Source organism: Bacillus mesophilus, from assembly GCF_011008845.1.
GTDB classification, from domain to species: Bacteria; Bacillota; Bacilli; order Bacillales; family SA4; genus Bacillus_BS; species Bacillus_BS mesophilus.
The window spans coordinates 181,165-198,964 of sequence record NZ_JAAIWM010000002.1 but is presented as its reverse complement, the minus strand read 5'-3'; the positions used below and the strand labels follow the sequence as shown (position 1 = coordinate 198,964).

General features: G+C 37.9%; 21 protein-coding genes. 18 read left to right on the top strand and 3 right to left on the bottom strand.

Annotated features, from left to right (window positions below):
- Positions 1–57: 57 nt before the first annotated feature.
- From G4D63_RS06285 to G4D63_RS06270, 4 genes are all read left to right on the top strand, one after another.
- Positions 58–1,362, top strand: coding sequence for a pyrimidine-nucleoside phosphorylase (locus G4D63_RS06285; protein ID WP_163178799.1), 1,305 nt, complete (start codon positions 58–60; stop codon positions 1,360–1,362).
- A 426-nt stretch (positions 1,363–1,788) separates the two neighbouring features.
- Positions 1,789–2,592 carry an SDR family NAD(P)-dependent oxidoreductase gene (locus tag G4D63_RS06280; protein WP_163178798.1) on the top strand — a complete coding sequence of 268 codons (804 nt, stop codon included), beginning with the start codon at positions 1,789–1,791 and terminating at the stop codon, positions 2,590–2,592.
- Between the two features lie 9 nt (positions 2,593–2,601).
- Complete coding sequence (locus G4D63_RS06275) at positions 2,602–3,648, top strand: ketopantoate reductase family protein (protein ID WP_163178797.1); 1,047 nt, start codon at positions 2,602–2,604, stop codon at positions 3,646–3,648.
- A gap of 32 nt (positions 3,649–3,680) precedes the next feature.
- On the top strand, positions 3,681–4,817 hold the full coding sequence (locus tag G4D63_RS06270) for a M20 family metallopeptidase (protein ID WP_163178796.1): 1,137 nt from the start codon (positions 3,681–3,683) through the stop codon (positions 4,815–4,817).
- 434 nt (positions 4,818–5,251) lie between these two features.
- Here G4D63_RS06270 and G4D63_RS06265 read toward each other — a convergent pair whose 3' ends face one another.
- Positions 5,252–5,506 (bottom strand): hypothetical protein, encoded by a 255-nt coding sequence (locus G4D63_RS06265; RefSeq protein WP_163178795.1) that lies wholly within the window; start codon positions 5,504–5,506, stop codon positions 5,252–5,254.
- 204 nt (positions 5,507–5,710) lie between these two features.
- Between G4D63_RS06265 and G4D63_RS06260 the strand changes: the two genes are divergently transcribed.
- The gene (locus tag G4D63_RS06260; protein WP_163178794.1) at positions 5,711–5,983 is read left to right on the top strand and encodes a hypothetical protein; all 273 of its coding nucleotides are present in this window, start codon (positions 5,711–5,713) and stop codon (positions 5,981–5,983) included.
- A 326-nt stretch (positions 5,984–6,309) separates the two neighbouring features.
- On the opposite strand, the gene G4D63_RS06255 is transcribed toward G4D63_RS06260, so the two are convergent.
- The gene (locus G4D63_RS06255) at positions 6,310–6,741 is read right to left on the bottom strand and encodes a DUF2383 domain-containing protein (protein WP_163178793.1); all 432 of its coding nucleotides are present in this window, start codon (positions 6,739–6,741) and stop codon (positions 6,310–6,312) included.
- Positions 6,742–6,957: 216 nt separating this feature from the next.
- On the opposite strand from G4D63_RS06255, the gene G4D63_RS06250 reads away from it, so the two are divergent.
- The 12 genes from G4D63_RS06250 (at position 6,958) to lysA (ending at position 16,534) form a co-directional block, all read left to right on the top strand.
- On the top strand, positions 6,958–8,094 hold the full coding sequence (locus G4D63_RS06250; protein WP_239585931.1) for a D-alanyl-D-alanine carboxypeptidase family protein: 1,137 nt from the start codon (positions 6,958–6,960) through the stop codon (positions 8,092–8,094).
- A gap of 107 nt (positions 8,095–8,201) precedes the next feature.
- Complete coding sequence (gene spoIIAA, locus G4D63_RS06245; RefSeq protein WP_163178791.1) at positions 8,202–8,552, top strand: anti-sigma F factor antagonist; 351 nt, start codon at positions 8,202–8,204, stop codon at positions 8,550–8,552.
- A gap of 1 nt (position 8,553) precedes the next feature.
- Positions 8,554–8,994, top strand: a complete 441-nt coding sequence (gene spoIIAB / locus G4D63_RS06240; RefSeq protein ID WP_163178790.1) for an anti-sigma F factor — start codon at positions 8,554–8,556, stop codon at positions 8,992–8,994.
- 13 nt (positions 8,995–9,007) lie between these two features.
- Entirely contained in the window at positions 9,008–9,766 is a 759-nt protein-coding gene (gene sigF, locus G4D63_RS06235) for an RNA polymerase sporulation sigma factor SigF (protein WP_163178789.1), read from the top strand.
- 316 nt (positions 9,767–10,082) lie between these two features.
- Entirely contained in the window at positions 10,083–10,703 is a 621-nt protein-coding gene (locus tag G4D63_RS06230) for a stage V sporulation protein AA (RefSeq protein WP_163178788.1), read from the top strand.
- Positions 10,693–11,115, top strand: coding sequence for a stage V sporulation protein AB (locus G4D63_RS06225; RefSeq protein WP_163178787.1), 423 nt, complete (start codon positions 10,693–10,695; stop codon positions 11,113–11,115). The genes G4D63_RS06230 and G4D63_RS06225 overlap by 11 nt, the downstream gene beginning before the upstream one ends.
- A 14-nt stretch (positions 11,116–11,129) precedes the next feature.
- Positions 11,130–11,591: a stage V sporulation protein AC gene (gene spoVAC / locus G4D63_RS06220; protein WP_163178786.1), complete on the top strand. Its 462-nt coding sequence runs from the start codon at positions 11,130–11,132 to the stop codon at positions 11,589–11,591.
- Positions 11,592–11,630: 39 nt separating this feature from the next.
- The gene (gene spoVAD / locus G4D63_RS06215; protein WP_163178785.1) at positions 11,631–12,635 is read left to right on the top strand and encodes a stage V sporulation protein AD; all 1,005 of its coding nucleotides are present in this window, start codon (positions 11,631–11,633) and stop codon (positions 12,633–12,635) included.
- 13 nt (positions 12,636–12,648) lie between these two features.
- On the top strand, positions 12,649–12,999 hold the full coding sequence (gene spoVAE, locus G4D63_RS06210; RefSeq protein ID WP_163178784.1) for a stage V sporulation protein AE: 351 nt from the start codon (positions 12,649–12,651) through the stop codon (positions 12,997–12,999).
- 6 nt (positions 13,000–13,005) lie between these two features.
- Positions 13,006–13,590 (top strand): stage V sporulation protein SpoVABEA, encoded by a 585-nt coding sequence (gene spoVAEA / locus G4D63_RS06205; RefSeq protein ID WP_163178783.1) that lies wholly within the window; start codon positions 13,006–13,008, stop codon positions 13,588–13,590.
- Positions 13,568–15,043 carry a spore germination protein gene (locus G4D63_RS06200; RefSeq protein ID WP_163178782.1) on the top strand — a complete coding sequence of 492 codons (1,476 nt, stop codon included), beginning with the start codon at positions 13,568–13,570 and terminating at the stop codon, positions 15,041–15,043. The genes spoVAEA and G4D63_RS06200 overlap by 23 nt, the downstream gene beginning before the upstream one ends.
- 168 nt (positions 15,044–15,211) lie before the next feature.
- Entirely contained in the window at positions 15,212–16,534 is a 1,323-nt protein-coding gene (gene lysA, locus G4D63_RS06195; RefSeq protein WP_163178781.1) for a diaminopimelate decarboxylase, read from the top strand.
- Positions 16,535–16,676: 142 nt separating this feature from the next.
- On the opposite strand, the gene G4D63_RS06190 is transcribed toward lysA, so the two are convergent.
- Entirely contained in the window at positions 16,677–17,117 is a 441-nt protein-coding gene (locus G4D63_RS06190) for a GNAT family N-acetyltransferase (protein WP_163178780.1), read from the bottom strand.
- Positions 17,118–17,331: 214 nt separating this feature from the next.
- Between G4D63_RS06190 and G4D63_RS06185 the strand changes: the two genes are divergently transcribed.
- Positions 17,332–17,616, top strand: a complete 285-nt coding sequence (locus G4D63_RS06185; RefSeq protein WP_163178779.1) for a hypothetical protein — start codon at positions 17,332–17,334, stop codon at positions 17,614–17,616.
- Positions 17,617–17,800: the final 184 nt, after the last annotated feature.

The window sequence follows — 17,800 nt, the reverse complement described above, 5'->3', positions numbered from 1 at the left end:
TTTTGAAGCCCTTTCTTGTTTTATGTAAGTCATATCTTTACTAAAGGGTGATAAAAAATGAGAATGGTTGATCTGATACAAAAAAAGCGCGACGGTTTGTCTTTATCAAAAGAGGAAATTGATTATATAATTCAAGGCTATACAAATGGAGACATTCCAGATTATCAGATGAGTGCCTTTGCTATGGCTGTATTTTTCAAGGATATGAGCAGCCAGGAGCGAGCTGATTTAACAATGGCGATGGTAGAGTCTGGTGATCAAATTGATTTATCAATGATTGAAGGAATAAAGGTTGATAAACATAGTACAGGTGGAGTGGGAGATACGACGACACTTGTACTAGGTCCGCTAGTTGCTTCAGTAGGCGTTCCGGTAGCGAAAATGTCTGGAAGAGGACTAGGACATACCGGAGGAACGATCGATAAATTAGAGGCTGTTTCTGGCTTTAATGTCGAAATTACAAACGAGCAATTTGTTTCATTGGTTAATGAGTTTAAGCTTGCGGTAATCGGTCAGAGTGGAAACTTAACCCCAGCTGATAAAAAGCTTTATGCACTCCGTGATGTAACGGCAACTGTTAATGCGATCCCACTGATAGCTAGCTCCATTATGAGTAAAAAAATTGCAGCAGGTGCTGATGCAATTGTCTTAGATGTTAAGACAGGAGCAGGTGCATTTATGAAGGATCTCGAAGAAGCAAAGGTGTTAGCAAAAGCAATGGTTGAAATCGGTAATAACGTTGGAAGACAAACGATGGCTGTCATTTCGGATATGAGCCAACCATTAGGATTTGCAATCGGAAATGCTCTTGAGGTCAAGGAAGCCATTGATACGTTGCAAGGGAAGGGTCCTAAAGATTTAGAGGAGCTTTGCTTAGTATTAGGAAGTCATATGGTATGTCTAGCAGGAAAAGCCGAAACTCAAGAGGAAGCTAGAGAACTCCTATTACAATCAATGAAGAATGGTAAAGCTTTATCAACCTTCAAAACGTTTTTACGTAATCAAGGTGGGGATGAAACGGTTGTTGATGAACCAACTAAGCTTCCAACCGCTAAATATATCGTTGAGCTAGAATCTACTCAAGAAGGTTATGTATCAGAAATTATTGCTGATGAGATCGGAACTGCCGCTATGAAATTAGGAGCAGGTCGAGCTACCAAAGAATCAGAAATTGATCTAGCGGTAGGGCTTGTGCTTAATAAAAAGATTGGTGATCAAGTCAAAGTTGGTGAATCATTAGTTACGATCCATAGTAATCAAGAGAACTTAGATGAGATCAAGACTACAATCAGCGAGGCAATTAAACTTGTAAGTACTCCTGTCAAGGCTCCAACACTCATTTATGATACAATCAGCATTTAATAGTATAAACAGAGGACTCTCCAATTTGGGGAGTTTTTTATTTATATTATAAGTATTCAGAAATTTCCAACAACACCCTTGCCATACATTTTCCTTTCCTATAATATGGGTTTTATATGAGAATAGAAAAATCTGCTATTAATCAACATCTAATGCTTCCGAGCTTATCCACAGATAATCTCTATTTACTTAATAATTTGTCTCTGTTAATGACAAAGTTGATTATTTAGCAGTGTTGATTGTAGTGGAAGGATGCGAGACTCCTGCGGGAGCAGCGTGTCAGGTGAGACCCCGCAGGCGTATGCCGAGGAGGCTCACCGCACGCCCCGCGGAAAGCGAGTGTCCTGTAACGAAAATCAACAACAAATTAGAAAAAGATAACTTCATTTCAATAATGTGCAGATCAAATATAAGAGGGTGTGTAACATGATTCAATCTACTCAATCTACAATATTCACGAATAAAGTGGTAATCGTAACGGGAGCAGCCCATGGGATTGGAAAAGGGATTTGTCTGGAATTTCTTAAACAAGGTGCAACAGTGATTGGGTTAGACATTCTTCAAGAAGAATTAACTCAAGTGAAGGAGGAAGCTTGTAAGAAATATGGCAACTTTATAGACCGTTTCTATATTGAACAGGTTGATTTAACTCTTGAAAATAAGGTTTACGCAGTAATTCAACAGATCATTGAAAAGCACGAGAAGGTGGATGTTTTAGTAAACAATGCTGGTGGTGTTTGCGGGCAGGTCAATCAGCCTATTGATGATGTGTCTTATGAAGAATGGAAGAAAATTTTTGAAATTAATCTGGATGCTTCCTTCTTTATGACAAAAGCGGTTGCTCCTCATATGAAGCAACGAGGATATGGACGAATTATTAATATTTCTAGTGGTGCTGGAAGAAGTACGAGTTTAACTGGGATTCAAGCATATGCAAGTGCAAAAGCTGGTCAAATAGGTTTTACTAGGCAAATGGCTCAAGAGCTTGGTAGCTTTGGCATCACAGTGAATAATGTTGCACCTGGTTTTGTCATATCTAATCCATCAACTGAAAAACAATGGAACCGGATGTCAGAGGAACAACAGAAGGCCCTGATCCAATCTATTTCTGTTAAGAGACTAGGAAAGCCAGAAGACATTGCATACGCAGTTTTATTTTTTGCATCAGACGCTGCAAGCTACATTAGTGGTCAAATTATATCTGTTGATGGTGGACAACAACTATTCTAGGAGGTTGAAATGAATATTACCGTCATTGGTGCTGGTGCAATTGGTGGAGTAATCGGCGCATACTTAATAAGAGAAGGACATACGGTAACGTTTTGTGACATAGTGGAAGAGCACGTGAATGTGATGAATGAACGAGGACTTACAATAGAGGGGGAAGACGAAACCTTTACAGTACCTTGCCCCGCTTATACACCAGAGCAGCTTCTTTCAAGAATAGGTGAATTAGATACTATTTTCTTATGTGTAAAGGCACAACACACTGAAGAAGCATTAACACCTTTTCTTCCTTATCTATCGGAGCATACAAAAGTTATTTCGTTTCAGAATGGATTATGTGAAAACATCATTGCTAGATTAGTAGGTGAAGAAAAAACGATTGGTTGCTTTGTGAACTTTTCAGCTGACTATTTAGGCCCAGGCAAGATTTTATATGGTGGTGTCGCTGCTTTATATCTTGGTGAACTAGATGGAAGGATTAGTCAACGAGTATTAGACTTACAGTCATTGCTAAAGTGCTGGGGTCCAGTTCAAGTGACTGATAATATTTGGGGGTATTTATGGGGTAAGCTTTCCTATGCAGGACTGCTCTACGCTACGGCGCTTGTAGACGAAACGATGGCAGGGGTTGTTTGGAATACCAAATACAGAGAAGCACTAATGGAGCTTTGCTCAGAAATACTAGAAATTGCAGATAAGGAGCAGGTTACTCCAATAGGGTTTGATGACTGGGAGCCAAGACTGGTTTATCCAAGAGAAAAACGGAATTCTTCTAACTTAGATGAGCAACTCACAAAACTAGCAAACCGAATGGCTAGTAACAAAAAATCCAAAAGTGGAATCTGGAGAGATTTAGCTGTTCGCAAAAGAAAAACAGAGATTGACTTTCAGCTTGTTCCGATCACCGAAATGGCCAAGAAGCATCAAGTAGAGATGCCACTCACCGAAACCTTAATTTCACTGATCAAAGAAATTGAGGAAGGAACAATACAAATGAGCTGGGAAAATTTAGATATACTAAATGATACTTTTAAAAAGAGTAAGCTGCAGCAAACATAAATGGCTGACACATAGTGAAGGGAACGAAGAACTTGTCACAAATACTAAATTATCTAAAAGAGAATGAATCTAATATATTGGATACGCTTCTACGACTTACGAAAGCAGAGTCACCTTCCCACAACAAAGTACTAGTGGATCAATGTGGAGAGATTTTGAGAAACGAATACGAATCTTTTATTGGGCATGAAGTTGAATGTATCGAAAAAGAAAGTGTGGGCAATCAGTACAAGTTTACGTATAGTAACAATTCCGAGTCTGAACAATTATTAGTCATCGGACATATGGACACCGTTTGGGATGAAGGTGCTCTTCCTATTAAACAGGACGGAGACCTACTATATGGACCAGGTGTGTTTGATATGAAGGGTGGTTTAACCATTACGTTGTGGGCGCTAAAGGCCTTAAAAGAATTCAATTATTTTGGAAGTAAAAAGATTGTTTTTTTAGTTACGTCAGATGAAGAAATCGGTAGTGCTCATTCGAAAGACCTTATCATTCAGGAAGCTAAGAGAAGCAGGGCAGTCTTTGTTCCTGAATCTAGTATCGAACCTGATGGTGCTGTTAAAACAGAACGAAAGGGAGCAGGGAAATTCCTTCTAAAAGTTGAAGGAATCTCATCTCATGCTGGAATTAACGCCTGGGATGGGGCAAGTGCCATTGAAGAGTTAGCATATCAGATTATCGATCTAAAGAAACTGGCTAACCGGGACGAAGGAATATCTATTAATGTTGGAGTAGTGAGTGGAGGAACAAGGTCGAATGTAATAGCAAAAGAAGCGGTTGCTGAAATTGATGTCCGAATCACAAAAAAGGATCAAGCTGAAGTGATCCAGAATCAAATTTTAAATCGTCCTCAATTTATAGCAGGAACTAACATAGAGATAACAGGTGAAATCGAACGTTTCCCTTTAGAAAGAAACGAGCAAGTTGTTGAGCTATATGAGGTTTTTAAAGAAATCGCTGCTAATCATGGCTATGATCTTAAAGAAGGGTCATCAGGAGGAGCGAGTGATGGAAACTTCACTTCTGGTATAGGTGTTCCCACAATCGATGGACTTGGACCACTAGGAGGAGGCGCTCATAATGAAAGTGAACATGTATACATCTCAAATCTTCCTTACAGAGCTGCCTTGCTTGCAGAAGCACTATTAAAATATATGAAATAAGAAACTGCACCTTTCCTATCGTTAAGTAAGCGAAGTGAAGGGCTATCGGGGTGAGCCGTGAAAAACAATAAAAGAATATATACCTTAAGTATTTTCCTGGGGATGATTCTCTCTGCAATCCCCACAGCCGGACAATATGAACAGTATAAATATTTTGGTAAACCCGCGCTAACGGTTTCGTACTATTATGACTGGATATTTGCTTTTAACCCCTTAGGTTTATTGTTTAATATCTTTATCGTTTATTGGTTACTTAGATTATTATTTTGGTTATGGGGATGCCTTTTTAATGGAGAGTAATTTGAAAGGCCACTGATCTACAAAATGATTAGTGGTCATTGTTTTGGTAAAAGAAATGGGTAGTAGCATCGATTTTCAGTCATTAGAAAAGCAATATGGAAAAAAGATTCATATTGCTTCAATATAGCCAGTAGCTAGGTGTTATTAACTTTTGCTTTTATTAATCTAAAGTATCTCTGAACAATCCCTTTAAAATCAATTTGCCCCTTTACAAGCTCATAGTCGATCTCAAATTGGTCTCGATCACAAAGGTATTGTTCTCCATTCTTATCTGTGATCAGATAATCTCCTGGGAGCCCCTTCATTGTCCCGTTGGATGTTTCAATCGTCATGCTTCTTTTAAGCTTCACTGCTTCAACAATAAGGGGTTTTTTTCTATACATAGGCATGGTAACAACCTCCTTCTCTGTACTATTAGACTATGCAATAGGGGGCAAATGTGTATAGGCTATAGTTGTCTTTTTGACTTTTAGAAACTAAAAGTCAAAATGTTTGTTGTTATGTATCTAAGAATTAGTGTTATTAGAATGATTCAACTCAGTATACTTATCTAAGAGGAGGAAATATGGAATTACCATTGAGGAGGGATTGTTTTGAGTTTTAAAATTTATAGAATGATTCATCTTGTATTAACTGGAATTATTACTTTGCTGATATCGTTATTTATGGCAGCAGGTGCAATAGGAGAAAACTATACTGACAACTATTTTGTTGATCCTGAATTTCTATTATTAATGGCTGTTTGGTTCATTGGAGCTGTGCTCTCTTTTGTTAAAAAGGTTGCAAAGTTAGGGCTAATCATTAGCGCATTGCCACCATTGCTATTTCTTGGCACTATACTTATGGTAGTCCTGGGCTTCTATTGAACAGGTTTAGTACCTTATGAAGGTACAGACTTGTAAAAGTATACAAAAATGAGTAGAGCCAAAAGAGAGGATCTACTCATCGAGATTATGTTTATCAATTGAAGTTGAGAAATGGTTAGCAAAAGAAAGAGAGGATTCTAATGAGTCGAATCATAGATAAGCAACATGGACCACCATATATAGAATATTTGTTAATCATGTTACTTTCTTTACTTACTTTTAGGAGTGTATCATGGATTGAAGTTAGGAAATTATACCTCAAAGAAGTAATTTCCGGATATCATAAACAAATATGAAAAGAGGAAGTGAATTACCAGCACTGTTGATTAGTGCAGCAATTGTCTTAACTCTTCAGCATGCCTACGATTATTATTAATAACTTCCTCAACAATTCTTCTACTCTCCTCATCTAAATCTCCCTTGGCAATTTCCTCTGAGTAGTGTACACCATAAGTGTCCATGCCTTTAAATGCATCTTCAATAATATCCTGTGTATTTTCAGAGAGCATTACATTATGCATGAAGCTATTCAATCTTCCAGATACACCTTCACTATCGGCAGGAACCCCTTCTAAATCCTGAATTCGACTAGCAAGCTTCTGCGCATCCAGCTTTACCTCCTGTTGCATAGATTGAAACTTTTGCTTCAATTCAATATCTTCTAGCCTTTGGATATGGTGTTCTAGAGCACGTACCCCCATATATGTACCTCGTAATAGAGTATTTAATTCCTCAATAACATTATCTTGATTTTTCAAAAACTCACATCCCTTTTTTCTTATTATCATGAACTTAAATTAATTTATTCAGCCCACATAAAAGCCTATATTCAGAAATGTTGAACTGCATTTACATAAAATATTGGTTAATTTTACTTATTCTTGTATAAATGTCCTTATATTGGTAAAAATGTCATCTATAAAGAATGGAGGGGTTCTGTAATGATAAAACAATTTTTACAACGAATCGTATATATGACACTAGCTTTATCATTGATATTTCCTGCTTTAGCAATGGCTGAAGAATCACAGGTGGAATTAGCTGAAAAAGCGAAATCTGCTATCTTAATTGAACGCGATACTGGCACAATTCTTTATGACAAGAATAGTAACGAAAAGCTACCACCTGCAAGTATGACAAAGATCATGACCATGATTTTAATTATGGAAGCAATTGATAGTGGAAGCATAACCCTGGATGAAAAAATACGAACTAGTGAGTATGCTGCATCTATGGGGGGATCCCAAATTTTCCTTGAAGCAGGCGAAGAAATGACTGTTGAGGAAATGTTGAAAGGAATCGCAATTGCCTCTGGTAATGATGCTTCAGTTGCGATGGCTGAACGAATTGCTGGTTCTGAAGAAGCATTCGTGAAAATGATGAATGATAAAGTTGCAGAGCTTGGCTTAGAAAATACAAGCTTTAAGAACCCAACAGGGTTACCTGCAGAGGGTCATTACAGCACCGCACACGATATGGCTCTGATGGCAAAAGAATTATTGAAATATGATTTAATCACGAAGTTTACAAGCTTATATGAGGACTACCTTCGTGAAGACACGGACAAAAAATTCTGGTTAGTTAACACAAATAGACTAGTTAAGTTTTATCCTGGAGTTGACGGATTAAAAACAGGTTATACAAGCGAGGCTAAATATTGCTTAACGGCTACGGCTAAAAAAGATGGTATGCGTGTTGTCGCTGTAGTGATGGGAGCACCTACTCCAAAAGATCGTAATGCACAGGTTACAAAAATGTTAGATTATGCGTTTAGTCAATATAAGACACATCCAATGCTAGAACGCTCAGCTGTTGTTGGTAAAACCAAAGTTAGTAAAGGTAGTAGCAAATATGTAGATGTTGTAACGTCTGAGAGTATTTCTGTTTTAACCAAAAAAGGTGAGACAATTGATGATGTCACACAAGAGGTTGTAATGAAGGAAAATGTACAGGCTCCTGTTAAAAAGGGAGATGAACTAGGTATGTTAATCATTAAAAGAAGTGATAAAAGTATTGTAGAAAGCCCAATTTTAGCAGCAGAAGATGTGGAAATGGCAAACTGGTGGCAGCTATTTAAACGTTCAGTGGGATTATTCACAAAGACCTCCTAATATGTTGACTAATTTAGGCGAATTTACACTAGTTTTGTCGTCTTGAAGGAATTCAAAATACAAATATCGAAATGACTCACTAGCCTAAAGTTAAGGAGGAATAAAAAGTGAGTCTTTCGATTGACTTAGAAATTAAACACAGCGTACTTTGCATCCGACTAGTAGGTGAGTTAGATCATCATACAGCGGAAGAATTAAGAGCAAAGGTAACGGCTTCGTTAGAAAAAAATAATATAAATCATATCATCTTAAATCTAGAGCAATTATCCTTTATGGACAGCTCAGGACTAGGAGTTATATTAGGACGGTACAAGCAAATTAAAAATGCTGGTGGAGAAATGGTTGTGTGTGCTATTTCCCCTGCTGTAAAACGTCTATTTGATATGTCAGGACTGTTTAAAATTATTCGTCTTGAGAAAAATGAGAAATTTGCACTTGAAACTTTGGGGGTGGCGTAACATGAAAAACGAAATGCACCTTCAATTTTCAGCACTAAGTCAAAATGAATCATTTGCTCGTGTCACTGTTGCGGCTTTTATCACACAGTTAGATCCGACAATGGATGAACTGACGGAAATTAAAACAGTTGTTTCAGAAGCTGTAACAAATGCAATTATTCATGGCTATGAAAGTAATCCAGACGGAATCGTTTATATTTCAGTGACGTTAGATGATCATACTGTAGAAATAACTATACGTGATAATGGGATTGGAATTTCTGATATCGAAGAAGCGCGTCAGCCGTTGTTTACAACAAAACCGGAGCTTGAACGTTCTGGAATGGGCTTCACCATTATGGAAAATTTTATGGACCATTTCGAACTTGAATCTCATGAAACCAACGGTACAACCATCCGCTTAACTAAGCATTTAACGAAGAGCAAAGCGCTTTGTAACTAAGGGAGAACTGTATATGGATGTGGAGGTCAAAAAAGAGAAGAGCGAGACATACTTAAAAGATCATGAGGTCAAGGATTTAATAAAACGAAGTCAACTTGGCGAGCAAGGAGCTCGAGATTTAATTGTTCAAAAAAACATGCGATTAGTTTGGTCGGTAGTCCAACGTTTTATAAATAGAGGCTATGAACCAGATGATTTATTTCAAATTGGATGTATTGGACTTTTAAAATCGGTCGATAAATTTGATTTATCGTATGATGTGAAATTTTCAACATACGCTGTTCCAATGATTATTGGAGAAATTCAACGATTCATTAGAGATGATGGAACAGTAAAGGTAAGTCGATCTCTCAAGGAGATGGGGAATAAGATTCGTAAAGCCAGGGATGAGCTTTCGAAGATACATGGTAGAGTTCCTACTATTACTGAAATAGCGGAAAAATTGGAAATATCACCGGAGGATGTAGTACTTGCTCAAGAAGCAAGCAGAGCTCCTTCTTCTATACATGAAACTGTATATGAGAATGATGGTGATCCAATCACACTCCTAGATCAGATTGCTGATGATACGGAGACAGGATGGTTTGATAAGATAGCTCTTAAAGAGGCCATTCGTGACTTAGATGAACGGGAACGACTAATTGTTTTTCTAAGGTACTATAAAGACCAAACCCAATCAGAAGTGGCGAACCGTTTAGGCATTTCGCAGGTTCAAGTGTCACGATTGGAAAAGAAAATATTACAGCAGATGAAAGACCGGATGGGCGTTTAGCCTGTCTGGTTTTTTTATTTCCAAATTGTGCATTTGTGCAATTATCCGGCGGTTTTGTGCAAATAATCCTTACCTTTATGCAAATACATATAGTGTTCGTGCAAAAGTTCATTACGTTTGTGCAATTCCCCCCTTCAGCTAATAGAAAACTCCAATCTAAAACCTCAAACTTACCTAAAATGCTGTCCTTTACAGGTTTAACCGTAAAAAGAAACCTATATAAAGTAAAGGTTGGTACAATTACCCAAGAATTAGAGATAACTCTAACAAGCATACTATTTGTTACAAGGAAATTCTTGTGTAGGATGTGATATCGATGGAAGAAACACTATATTTAAGGATGCGCCACAAGATAAATGTTAAGCCGAATCATACGGTTACCATCGGTGATCTTGCTCAAATTATTTCTAATGATTCGTTAAAAAAAGAGGTTCAAGAGAAGATTGTCTATCACATTAATATGAGTGACAGGAATATTGTTGTGATTGACGTTATGACAGTCATTGAAAAAATCTATTCTTTCTTTCCGGATGTAGACATTCAAGTAACAGGTGCATCACAGACCATTGTAGAGATCGAATATAAAAAACGTAATTTCTCTCCTGTTTTTTTCATTGGAGTGTGGTTATTGCTATTTGTAGGTGCAGCACTAGCTATTATGAACTTCCATGAGGATGTAAGTATGCGAGAAGTTCATCAACGAATTTACTACATTATTACCGGAGAAGCGGTGGAGAAACCACTTCTTTTGCAGATTCCCTATTCATTAGGTCTTGGTCTTGGAATGGTATTGTTTTTCAATCATTTGTTTCGGAAGCGAATTAACGAAGAGCCTAGCCCATTAGAAGTCGAGATGTTTAACTACCAGCAGGATTTAGATCGGTACGTCATGATGAATGAAAATAAGGAAAGTACCAAGAAACTCGATGATCATTAAATATATATTTCTAATATTTATTGGTCTTGCAGGTGGGCTAGCTGTGGGGGCAGGATTAGTGGCTTTTTTAACAGTGTTAGGAATTATACCAAGGCTGACACAACTAACAAAGACAACTGGCTACATACAGGCATATGAGTGGTCAATTGTCCTAGGGGCAGTAACAGGTGGCATTTTAAGCCTGCGAGATCATAGCTTTGATGTCTCAGGCTATTGGAGTATACCGATTGGTCTTCTAGCTGGTCTATTTATAGGGATGCTAGCGGCAGCCTTAACGGAAGTACTAAATGTTTTACCGATTCTTACAAAAAGAATCGGAGTGTTTGAGAAAATATTAGCACTAGTCATGGCCATCGTTTTGGGCAAGGTGTTTGGCTCTTTATTCCATTGGGTCTATTTCGTTGACTTGTAGAAGGGAGCATTCTAATGGCAGCTGATTCGAAACTGAAAAAAGATTATCTTAATCAAATAAAGGGATTTCAACCGAGGACTCCCTATATCTCAAATTGCATTAAAGCCTTTCTAGTTGGCGGATTGATTTGTACAATTGGTCAGGTCATTCAGAATTTCTTCATCCATTTTTTCAATTTCACGAAGGATACAGCAGCTAGCCCAACGATTGCCACGTTAGTACTAATTTCAGCTTTGTTAACTGGCTTCGGTGTATATGACAAGATTGGGCAGTTTGCAGGTGCAGGCTCTGCTATACCTGTTACAGGATTTGCAAATTCGATGACAAGTGCCGCCTTAGAGCACCGGAGTGAGGGAATTGTGCTTGGAATTGCAACAAATATGTTCAAACTAGCAGGTAGTGTGATCGTGTTTGGTGTCGTGGCTGCGTATGTAATAGGTGTGGTCCGATACTGTATCAAACTCTTCTTTTTCTAAAAGCAAATCTTCGGAAATCACGGAATAGGAGGGCGCTATATGAGACTAACTGGAGGCCAAACGTGGAATTTCCAAAATGATCTATACGTACAATCAGTAGGCACCGCGGTGGGACCAACCGAGGGAGCGGGTCCATTAGGAGAGTACTTTGATTTCTGTCATCAGGACTTATATTGCTCACAACAAAATTGGGAAATGGCAGAACGCCATTTAATGACTCAAGCGATCGATACCTGCTTATCTAAAGCAAATATGACTTCAAAAGAAGTTGATTTACTCTTAGCGGGGGACTTATTAAATCAAAATATTACAGCAAACTATGTAGCCAGGTCTAGGGCCATTCCTTTCTTATGTATGTTTGGAGCATGCTCTACCTCAATGGAAACGTTGGCAGTTGGTTCTGCGCTTATTGACGGAGGTTTTGCCAACTCCATTGTTGCTGCAACGAGTAGTCATAATGCAACAGCGGAGCGGCAATTTCGTTACCCAACTGAATATGGTGGCCAAAAGCCAGATACAGCCACTTTTACGGTAACAGGTGGGGGCGCCATTTTGGTTAGCAAAGAGCCTAGTTCAGTCAAGATAACTAGTGCAACAATAGGAAGGGTCACCGACTATGGTGTGAAGAATCCTTACGATATGGGATCTGCTATGGCACCTGCTGCAGCCGATACCATCCAGCAGCATCTTAAGGATCTTAATCGTACCCCCGAAGATTATGACTTAATAGTAACGGGGGATTTATCATCCATCGGTTCTCCTATTCTTCGGGAGTTGCTAAAAGAAGAAGAGATAGATATATCAGGTATTCATAACGATTGTGGATTAATGATTTACCGTCCAGATCAAGAGGTGTTTGCAGGTGGAAGTGGATGTGCATGTTCAGCCGTGGTGACCTACGGTTACTTGTTAAATCAGCTAAAGGAAAAAAAATATAAAAGAATATTAGTAGTTGCAACAGGTGCGTTGTTAAGTCCGGTAATGATTCAGCAAAAAGAAACGATTCCTACCATCGCACACGGTGTCGTTTTCGAAGCAGTATAGGTAGGTGAAATGAGTGGAGTATATAATGGCCTTCGTTGTTGGTGGACTTATATGTGTAATCGGCCAAATCCTATTTGATTTTGCCAAGCTAACACCAGCACATGTAATGAGTACTTTTGTAGTGGCTGGAGCAATATTAGATGGGTTTGGACTATATGATAAGTTAATTGATATTGCCGGTGCAGGGGCAACTGTCCCTATCTCCAGTTTTGGACATTCATTACTACATGGAGCTATGCAGCAAGCTGACGATCATGGATTTATTGGAATTGGTATAGGGATTTTTGAACTAACATCAGCTGGTATTTCCTCAGCCATTTTATTCGCATTTCTAGTAGCACTAATATTCAAGCCGAAAGGATAAGGATCTATGGAACAGAAGAGAAAGGTTATTCTAGTGACAGATGGAGACGAATATGCACATAAAGCTGTTCAACATGCTGCCAAACACATAGGGGGGCGATGTATTTCCCAATCACAAGGTAATCCCTCTCTTTTAACTGGACAGAAGCTTGTTCAGTTAATTTTACAAACTCCGTATGATCCCGTATTTGTTCTGTTTGATGATTGCGGATATATAGGTGAAGGTGCTGGAGAACGCGCACTTCTCTATGTAGCTAACCATACTCAAGTTGATGTGTTAGGTGTCATTGCAGTTGCCTCTAAGTCACATCAGAGCGAGTGGACAAAGGTAGATGTTTGTATAGACCGGTTTGGAGAATTAACAGAGTTTGGCATTGACAAATATGGACTACAAGAGCTAGAAATTGGGAGAATAAATGGTGATACAGTCTATTGTCTAGATCAATTAGATGTTCCAATCGTCGTTGGGGTTGGTGATATAGGCAAAATGGCAGGCAGGGATGATATTAAAAAAGGTTGTCCAATCACGTTAAAGGCAGTAGAAATTATCCTCGAAAGGAGTGGATATTATGACCGAGCAAACACAGACTAAAAAGCCGATTTCACCTGTTCTCGAAGAAAATGAAAGGTTTTTTAAAGAGAGAGTGGGAGTGGGGACTAGCTTTGATGTCGGTATCAGAAAAGTTAAAGTAATTGATACTGAGGTTCATATGCTGTATCTAACAGGGCTATGTGACACACAATTTATTCTTGCCGTCCTTAGAGAAGTGTTACACATTGATGGAAAGGAAAAAGCAGAAGGAGACCCTGTAAAGGTTATTGAAGGAAGTATTAATCATCAGCAGGTTTCTAAAGTCAAGAATTTAGATGAAGTGACTGATAAGCTTTTATCAGGACTTGTTGTGTTTCTAATAGAAGGAGAAAATGAAGGTCTAGCAGTAGACGTTAGAAGTTATCCAGGAAGAACCCCACAGGAGCCAGACACTGAAAAGGTAATTAGAGGTTCTCGAGATGGCTTTACGGAAAACATCATCGTAAATACAGCTTTAATTAGACGAAGAATACGAGATGAACGCCTTCGTAATGAAATTCTTCAAGTTGGTGAACGTTCTAAAACGGACGTCTGTATTGCTTATCTTGAAGATGTAGCAGATCCAGGATTAGTTGAAGTCATCAAGAAGGAAATAAAGGGAATTGAAACAGATGGATTAACAATGGCGGATAAGACAGTTGAGGAATTTTTAGTTAAGCAAGGTTACAATCCGTATCCATTGGTACGTTATACGGAAAGACCAGATGTGGCTGCATCCCATTTGCTAGAGGGGCACGTCATTATCATTGTTGATACATCACCTAGTGTGATTCTCACACCAACAACCATGTTTCATCATGTACAGCATGCGGAGGAATATCGTCAAGCACCAGCTGTTGGTACATTTGTAAGATGGGTTCGATTTTTAGGAATAGCAGCGTCCTTATTCTTATTACCATTATGGTTTTTATTTGTTTTAGAGCCACATCTATTACCAGGACCCCTTGATTTTATTGGTCCTAATGAGCTCACGAATATACCGATTGTCGTTCAGTTATTTCTAGCAGAAATCGGAATTGAATTCCTGAGGATGGCGGCCATCCATACACCGACTCCTTTATCAACCGCGATGGGTTTGATTGCAGCAGCCTTAATTGGACAAATAGCAATTGACGTTGGTTTATTCGTACCTGAGGTCATCTTATATGTAGCTATCTCTGCAATAGGGTCTTTTGCAACACCAAGTTATGAATTAGGGATTGCTAATAAGATTTCAAAGCTCATTATGTTAATCCTTGTTGCGATCTTCCATGTTCCAGGACTTGTGATTGGCTTAACTTTATACGTACTTTTCCTAGCAAGTATTAAATCACTTAATACACCATATTTATGGCCTTTCTTACCATTTGAACCTGTTGCCTTCTTGAAAATCTTAATAAGATCTTCAGTGCCAGGCTCTAAATTACGACCAAGCATTGTACATCCGCAAAATAAAAGAAGAACCCCTTCTTAAGTGTTGCGATGGAGTTCTAATTATGATACAGTTTGTTTTAATAGAAAAAGTATGTTAACAGTTGATAGCGATAGCTATTAACTGTTTTTTTAAAATGTTGTCCTGTTCATAAAACGAAAACTAAACAATTATATAGATGCAAAAACGAAATAGGAATGAGGAGAGATTATGTTTTTTCACGGAACGAGTACAGTGAATGAAAAAGGGCATTTACAAATTGGTGGAATGGATACCGTTGCCCTTGCAAAAAAATTTGGGACACCTTTATATGTGTATGATGTTGCATTGATTAAAGAACGTGCTCGTGGGTTCCGTAAAACATTTGAAGAGTTGAATATAAAAGCACAGGTGGCTTATGCGAGTAAGGCATTCTCATCAATTGCTATGTTTCAGCTTGTGGAAGAAGAAGGGTTAAGTCTGGATGTTGTTTCAGGTGGGGAATTATATACAGCCATTGCAGCAGGTTTTCCAGTAGAACGTATTCACTTTCATGGAAATAATAAAAGTCCTTATGAAATAGAAATGGCTTTAAAAGCAGGGATTGGTTGTTTTGTTGTTGATAACTTTTATGAGCTATCACTTCTAGAGGATATTTGCCGAAATCTCAACACGAAAACTCAAATATTAATTCGTGTAACGCCTGGTATTGAGGCACATACTCACGATTATATTTTAACAGGTCAAGAAGACTCTAAATTTGGTTTCGATCTTCAAAGTGGCCAAGCGGATGAAGCTATTAAATTAATAAACACATTTGAATACGTAGAACTTCTTGGCATTCATTCACATATCGGCTCACAAATTTTTGAAACAAAAGGTTTCGTAATGGCAGCCGAAAAGCTATTTGAAAAAATGAAAACCTGGAAAGAAGAGTTAAGCTACACGCCTAAGGTAGTAAACTTAGGAGGCGGCTTTGGTATTCGTTATACAGCTGAAGATGATCCAATTCCAGTTTCACAGTACGTAGTGGAAATTGTTGAAGCGGTAAAAAAGAAGGTTGAAGAACTAGATATGCAAATGCCGGAAATTTGGATTGAACCAGGCCGTTCACTTGTTGGAGATGCGGGAACTACTTTATATACGGTTGGATCACAAAAGCATGTTCCTAATGTTCGTAAGTATGTAGCGGTTGATGGCGGGATGAGTGATAATATCCGTCCTGCATTATATGAAGCTAAATATGAGGCGATCTTAGCAAACAGAGTGAATGATATCAATGAAGAAACCGTCTCTATTGCAGGAAAGTGCTGTGAATCTGGTGATATGCTTATTTGGGACATTGAGCTTCCAAAGGCATCGGCAGACGACATACTTGCTGTATTTTGCACAGGGGCATATGGCTATTCAATGGCTAATAACTATAACAGAATTCCTCGTCCTGCTGTTATCTTTGCAGAAGATGGGAAAGCTGAACTTGTTGTAAAGCGTGAAACATATGAAGATCTAATTAAACTTGATGTACCGTTAAAGCAGGTACTTAATCAGAAATAATATTAAAAAACTGGTAGGCATTTTTTAGGATGCCTACCAGTTTTTTTATTTGCTTTTCATTAGTGATGCGATTAGTATTTCCGTTTTGGTGGAGAGGCTCGCAAATGCTTGCTTAATATGTAAAAACACCCTACTTCATTTGTCAATTGGTAGCAATGTCTTTTTCCATTACGATATGTGGGATTCCATCTTCCATAAATACATCAGATGAAGTCCTGTAGCCAAGTTTTTGATAAAAGCCCTCTGCATGTGTTTGTCCGTGTAATTTGACTCGGGATACTCCCTTTTCTTCAGCAATTGCTTCCAAACCTTTAATAATTACTTTGCCTAAACCAAATTTACGGAATGGCTTTAGAATACAAATTCTTTCTAATTTGCCCAATCCATCAACAACTCTTATTCTTCCTGTGCCTACCGGATTTTCTTCATGATAGACCAATATATGGTTGCATTGTCCCTCTAGTGTATCAAATTCATCGAATTCGTCTTCTAATGGGACACCTTGCTCCTCCACAAACACTTTTTTCCTTATTTGAAAGGCTTTACTTAAATCTTCTTCTAGTTTAATTCTTTTTATATTCATTTTTCATTAGTCCCTTTCTTCTTCTTTTAGAGTAGAGTATCAGCTACAAAGTGTATAGGTAACTGCCGTGATTTTCTAGAAAAGCATTTACTATAAAATAAGATTTGACGTAATTAATGTTTAATAAAAAAATAAAAAAGTAATGCAAAAAATTGAGATGTTGCTCATTAGTATTATTGCACGACATGAAATAAAAATATATGGAGGTATAGTTATGTGGGTAATATTAGGGGTTATTGAAATAGTAGTAACTTTTATAAATCTTTATATGTATTTAGTTGGGAAGGATTATAAGCTTGCTATGGCGATGGGATTATCATTTACTGCATTAACACTTTGTGCAGAATACAGTCTTGTATCGGAGTGGGTAGAAGTGGAAGATTGGGCAACTTTAGAGGATGTAGTACCTGTGATGGAAAGGGCATTATGGTTTTTGACAATTGTTTCTATTTTATTAAATATAGCACCTATACTCTTAGAACGAAAAGGTAAGAAATAATTACTTATTGTCACATTATTTATATAATATGCAAAGAATGTGTAAGTCTTTATATATAACTGTGCATTATTTGAATAAGTAAGAGAATCAGCTTTTGTTGCTCTAATTTTTATTGAAAGAAGGAGAGGGACCTGTACTTATTGAAGTATAGAATTAGGATGGTAGGTGATATAAGTGAATAGGT

Coding starts and splice junctions, on each gene's coding strand:
- spoVAD (WP_163178785.1), top strand. CDS start 11,631: ATGAGACTAACTGGAGGCCAAACGTGGAATTTCCAAAATGATCTATAC.
- lysA (WP_163178781.1), top strand. CDS start 15,212: ATGTTTTTTCACGGAACGAGTACAGTGAATGAAAAAGGGCATTTACAA.
- spoVAEA (WP_163178783.1), top strand. CDS start 13,006: ATGGAACAGAAGAGAAAGGTTATTCTAGTGACAGATGGAGACGAATAT.
- sigF (WP_163178789.1), top strand. CDS start 9,008: ATGGATGTGGAGGTCAAAAAAGAGAAGAGCGAGACATACTTAAAAGAT.
- G4D63_RS06250 (WP_239585931.1), top strand. CDS start 6,958: ATGACACTAGCTTTATCATTGATATTTCCTGCTTTAGCAATGGCTGAA.
- spoVAC (WP_163178786.1), top strand. CDS start 11,130: ATGGCAGCTGATTCGAAACTGAAAAAAGATTATCTTAATCAAATAAAG.
- G4D63_RS06190 (WP_163178780.1), bottom strand. CDS start 17,117: ATGAATATAAAAAGAATTAAACTAGAAGAAGATTTAAGTAAAGCCTTT.
- spoIIAB (WP_163178790.1), top strand. CDS start 8,554: ATGAAAAACGAAATGCACCTTCAATTTTCAGCACTAAGTCAAAATGAA.
- G4D63_RS06200 (WP_163178782.1), top strand. CDS start 13,568: ATGACCGAGCAAACACAGACTAAAAAGCCGATTTCACCTGTTCTCGAA.
- G4D63_RS06185 (WP_163178779.1), top strand. CDS start 17,332: ATGTGGGTAATATTAGGGGTTATTGAAATAGTAGTAACTTTTATAAAT.
- G4D63_RS06230 (WP_163178788.1), top strand. CDS start 10,083: ATGGAAGAAACACTATATTTAAGGATGCGCCACAAGATAAATGTTAAG.
- G4D63_RS06225 (WP_163178787.1), top strand. CDS start 10,693: ATGATCATTAAATATATATTTCTAATATTTATTGGTCTTGCAGGTGGG.
- G4D63_RS06280 (WP_163178798.1), top strand. CDS start 1,789: ATGATTCAATCTACTCAATCTACAATATTCACGAATAAAGTGGTAATC.
- G4D63_RS06265 (WP_163178795.1), bottom strand. CDS start 5,506: ATGCCTATGTATAGAAAAAAACCCCTTATTGTTGAAGCAGTGAAGCTT.
- G4D63_RS06275 (WP_163178797.1), top strand. CDS start 2,602: ATGAATATTACCGTCATTGGTGCTGGTGCAATTGGTGGAGTAATCGGC.
- G4D63_RS06285 (WP_163178799.1), top strand. CDS start 58: ATGAGAATGGTTGATCTGATACAAAAAAAGCGCGACGGTTTGTCTTTA.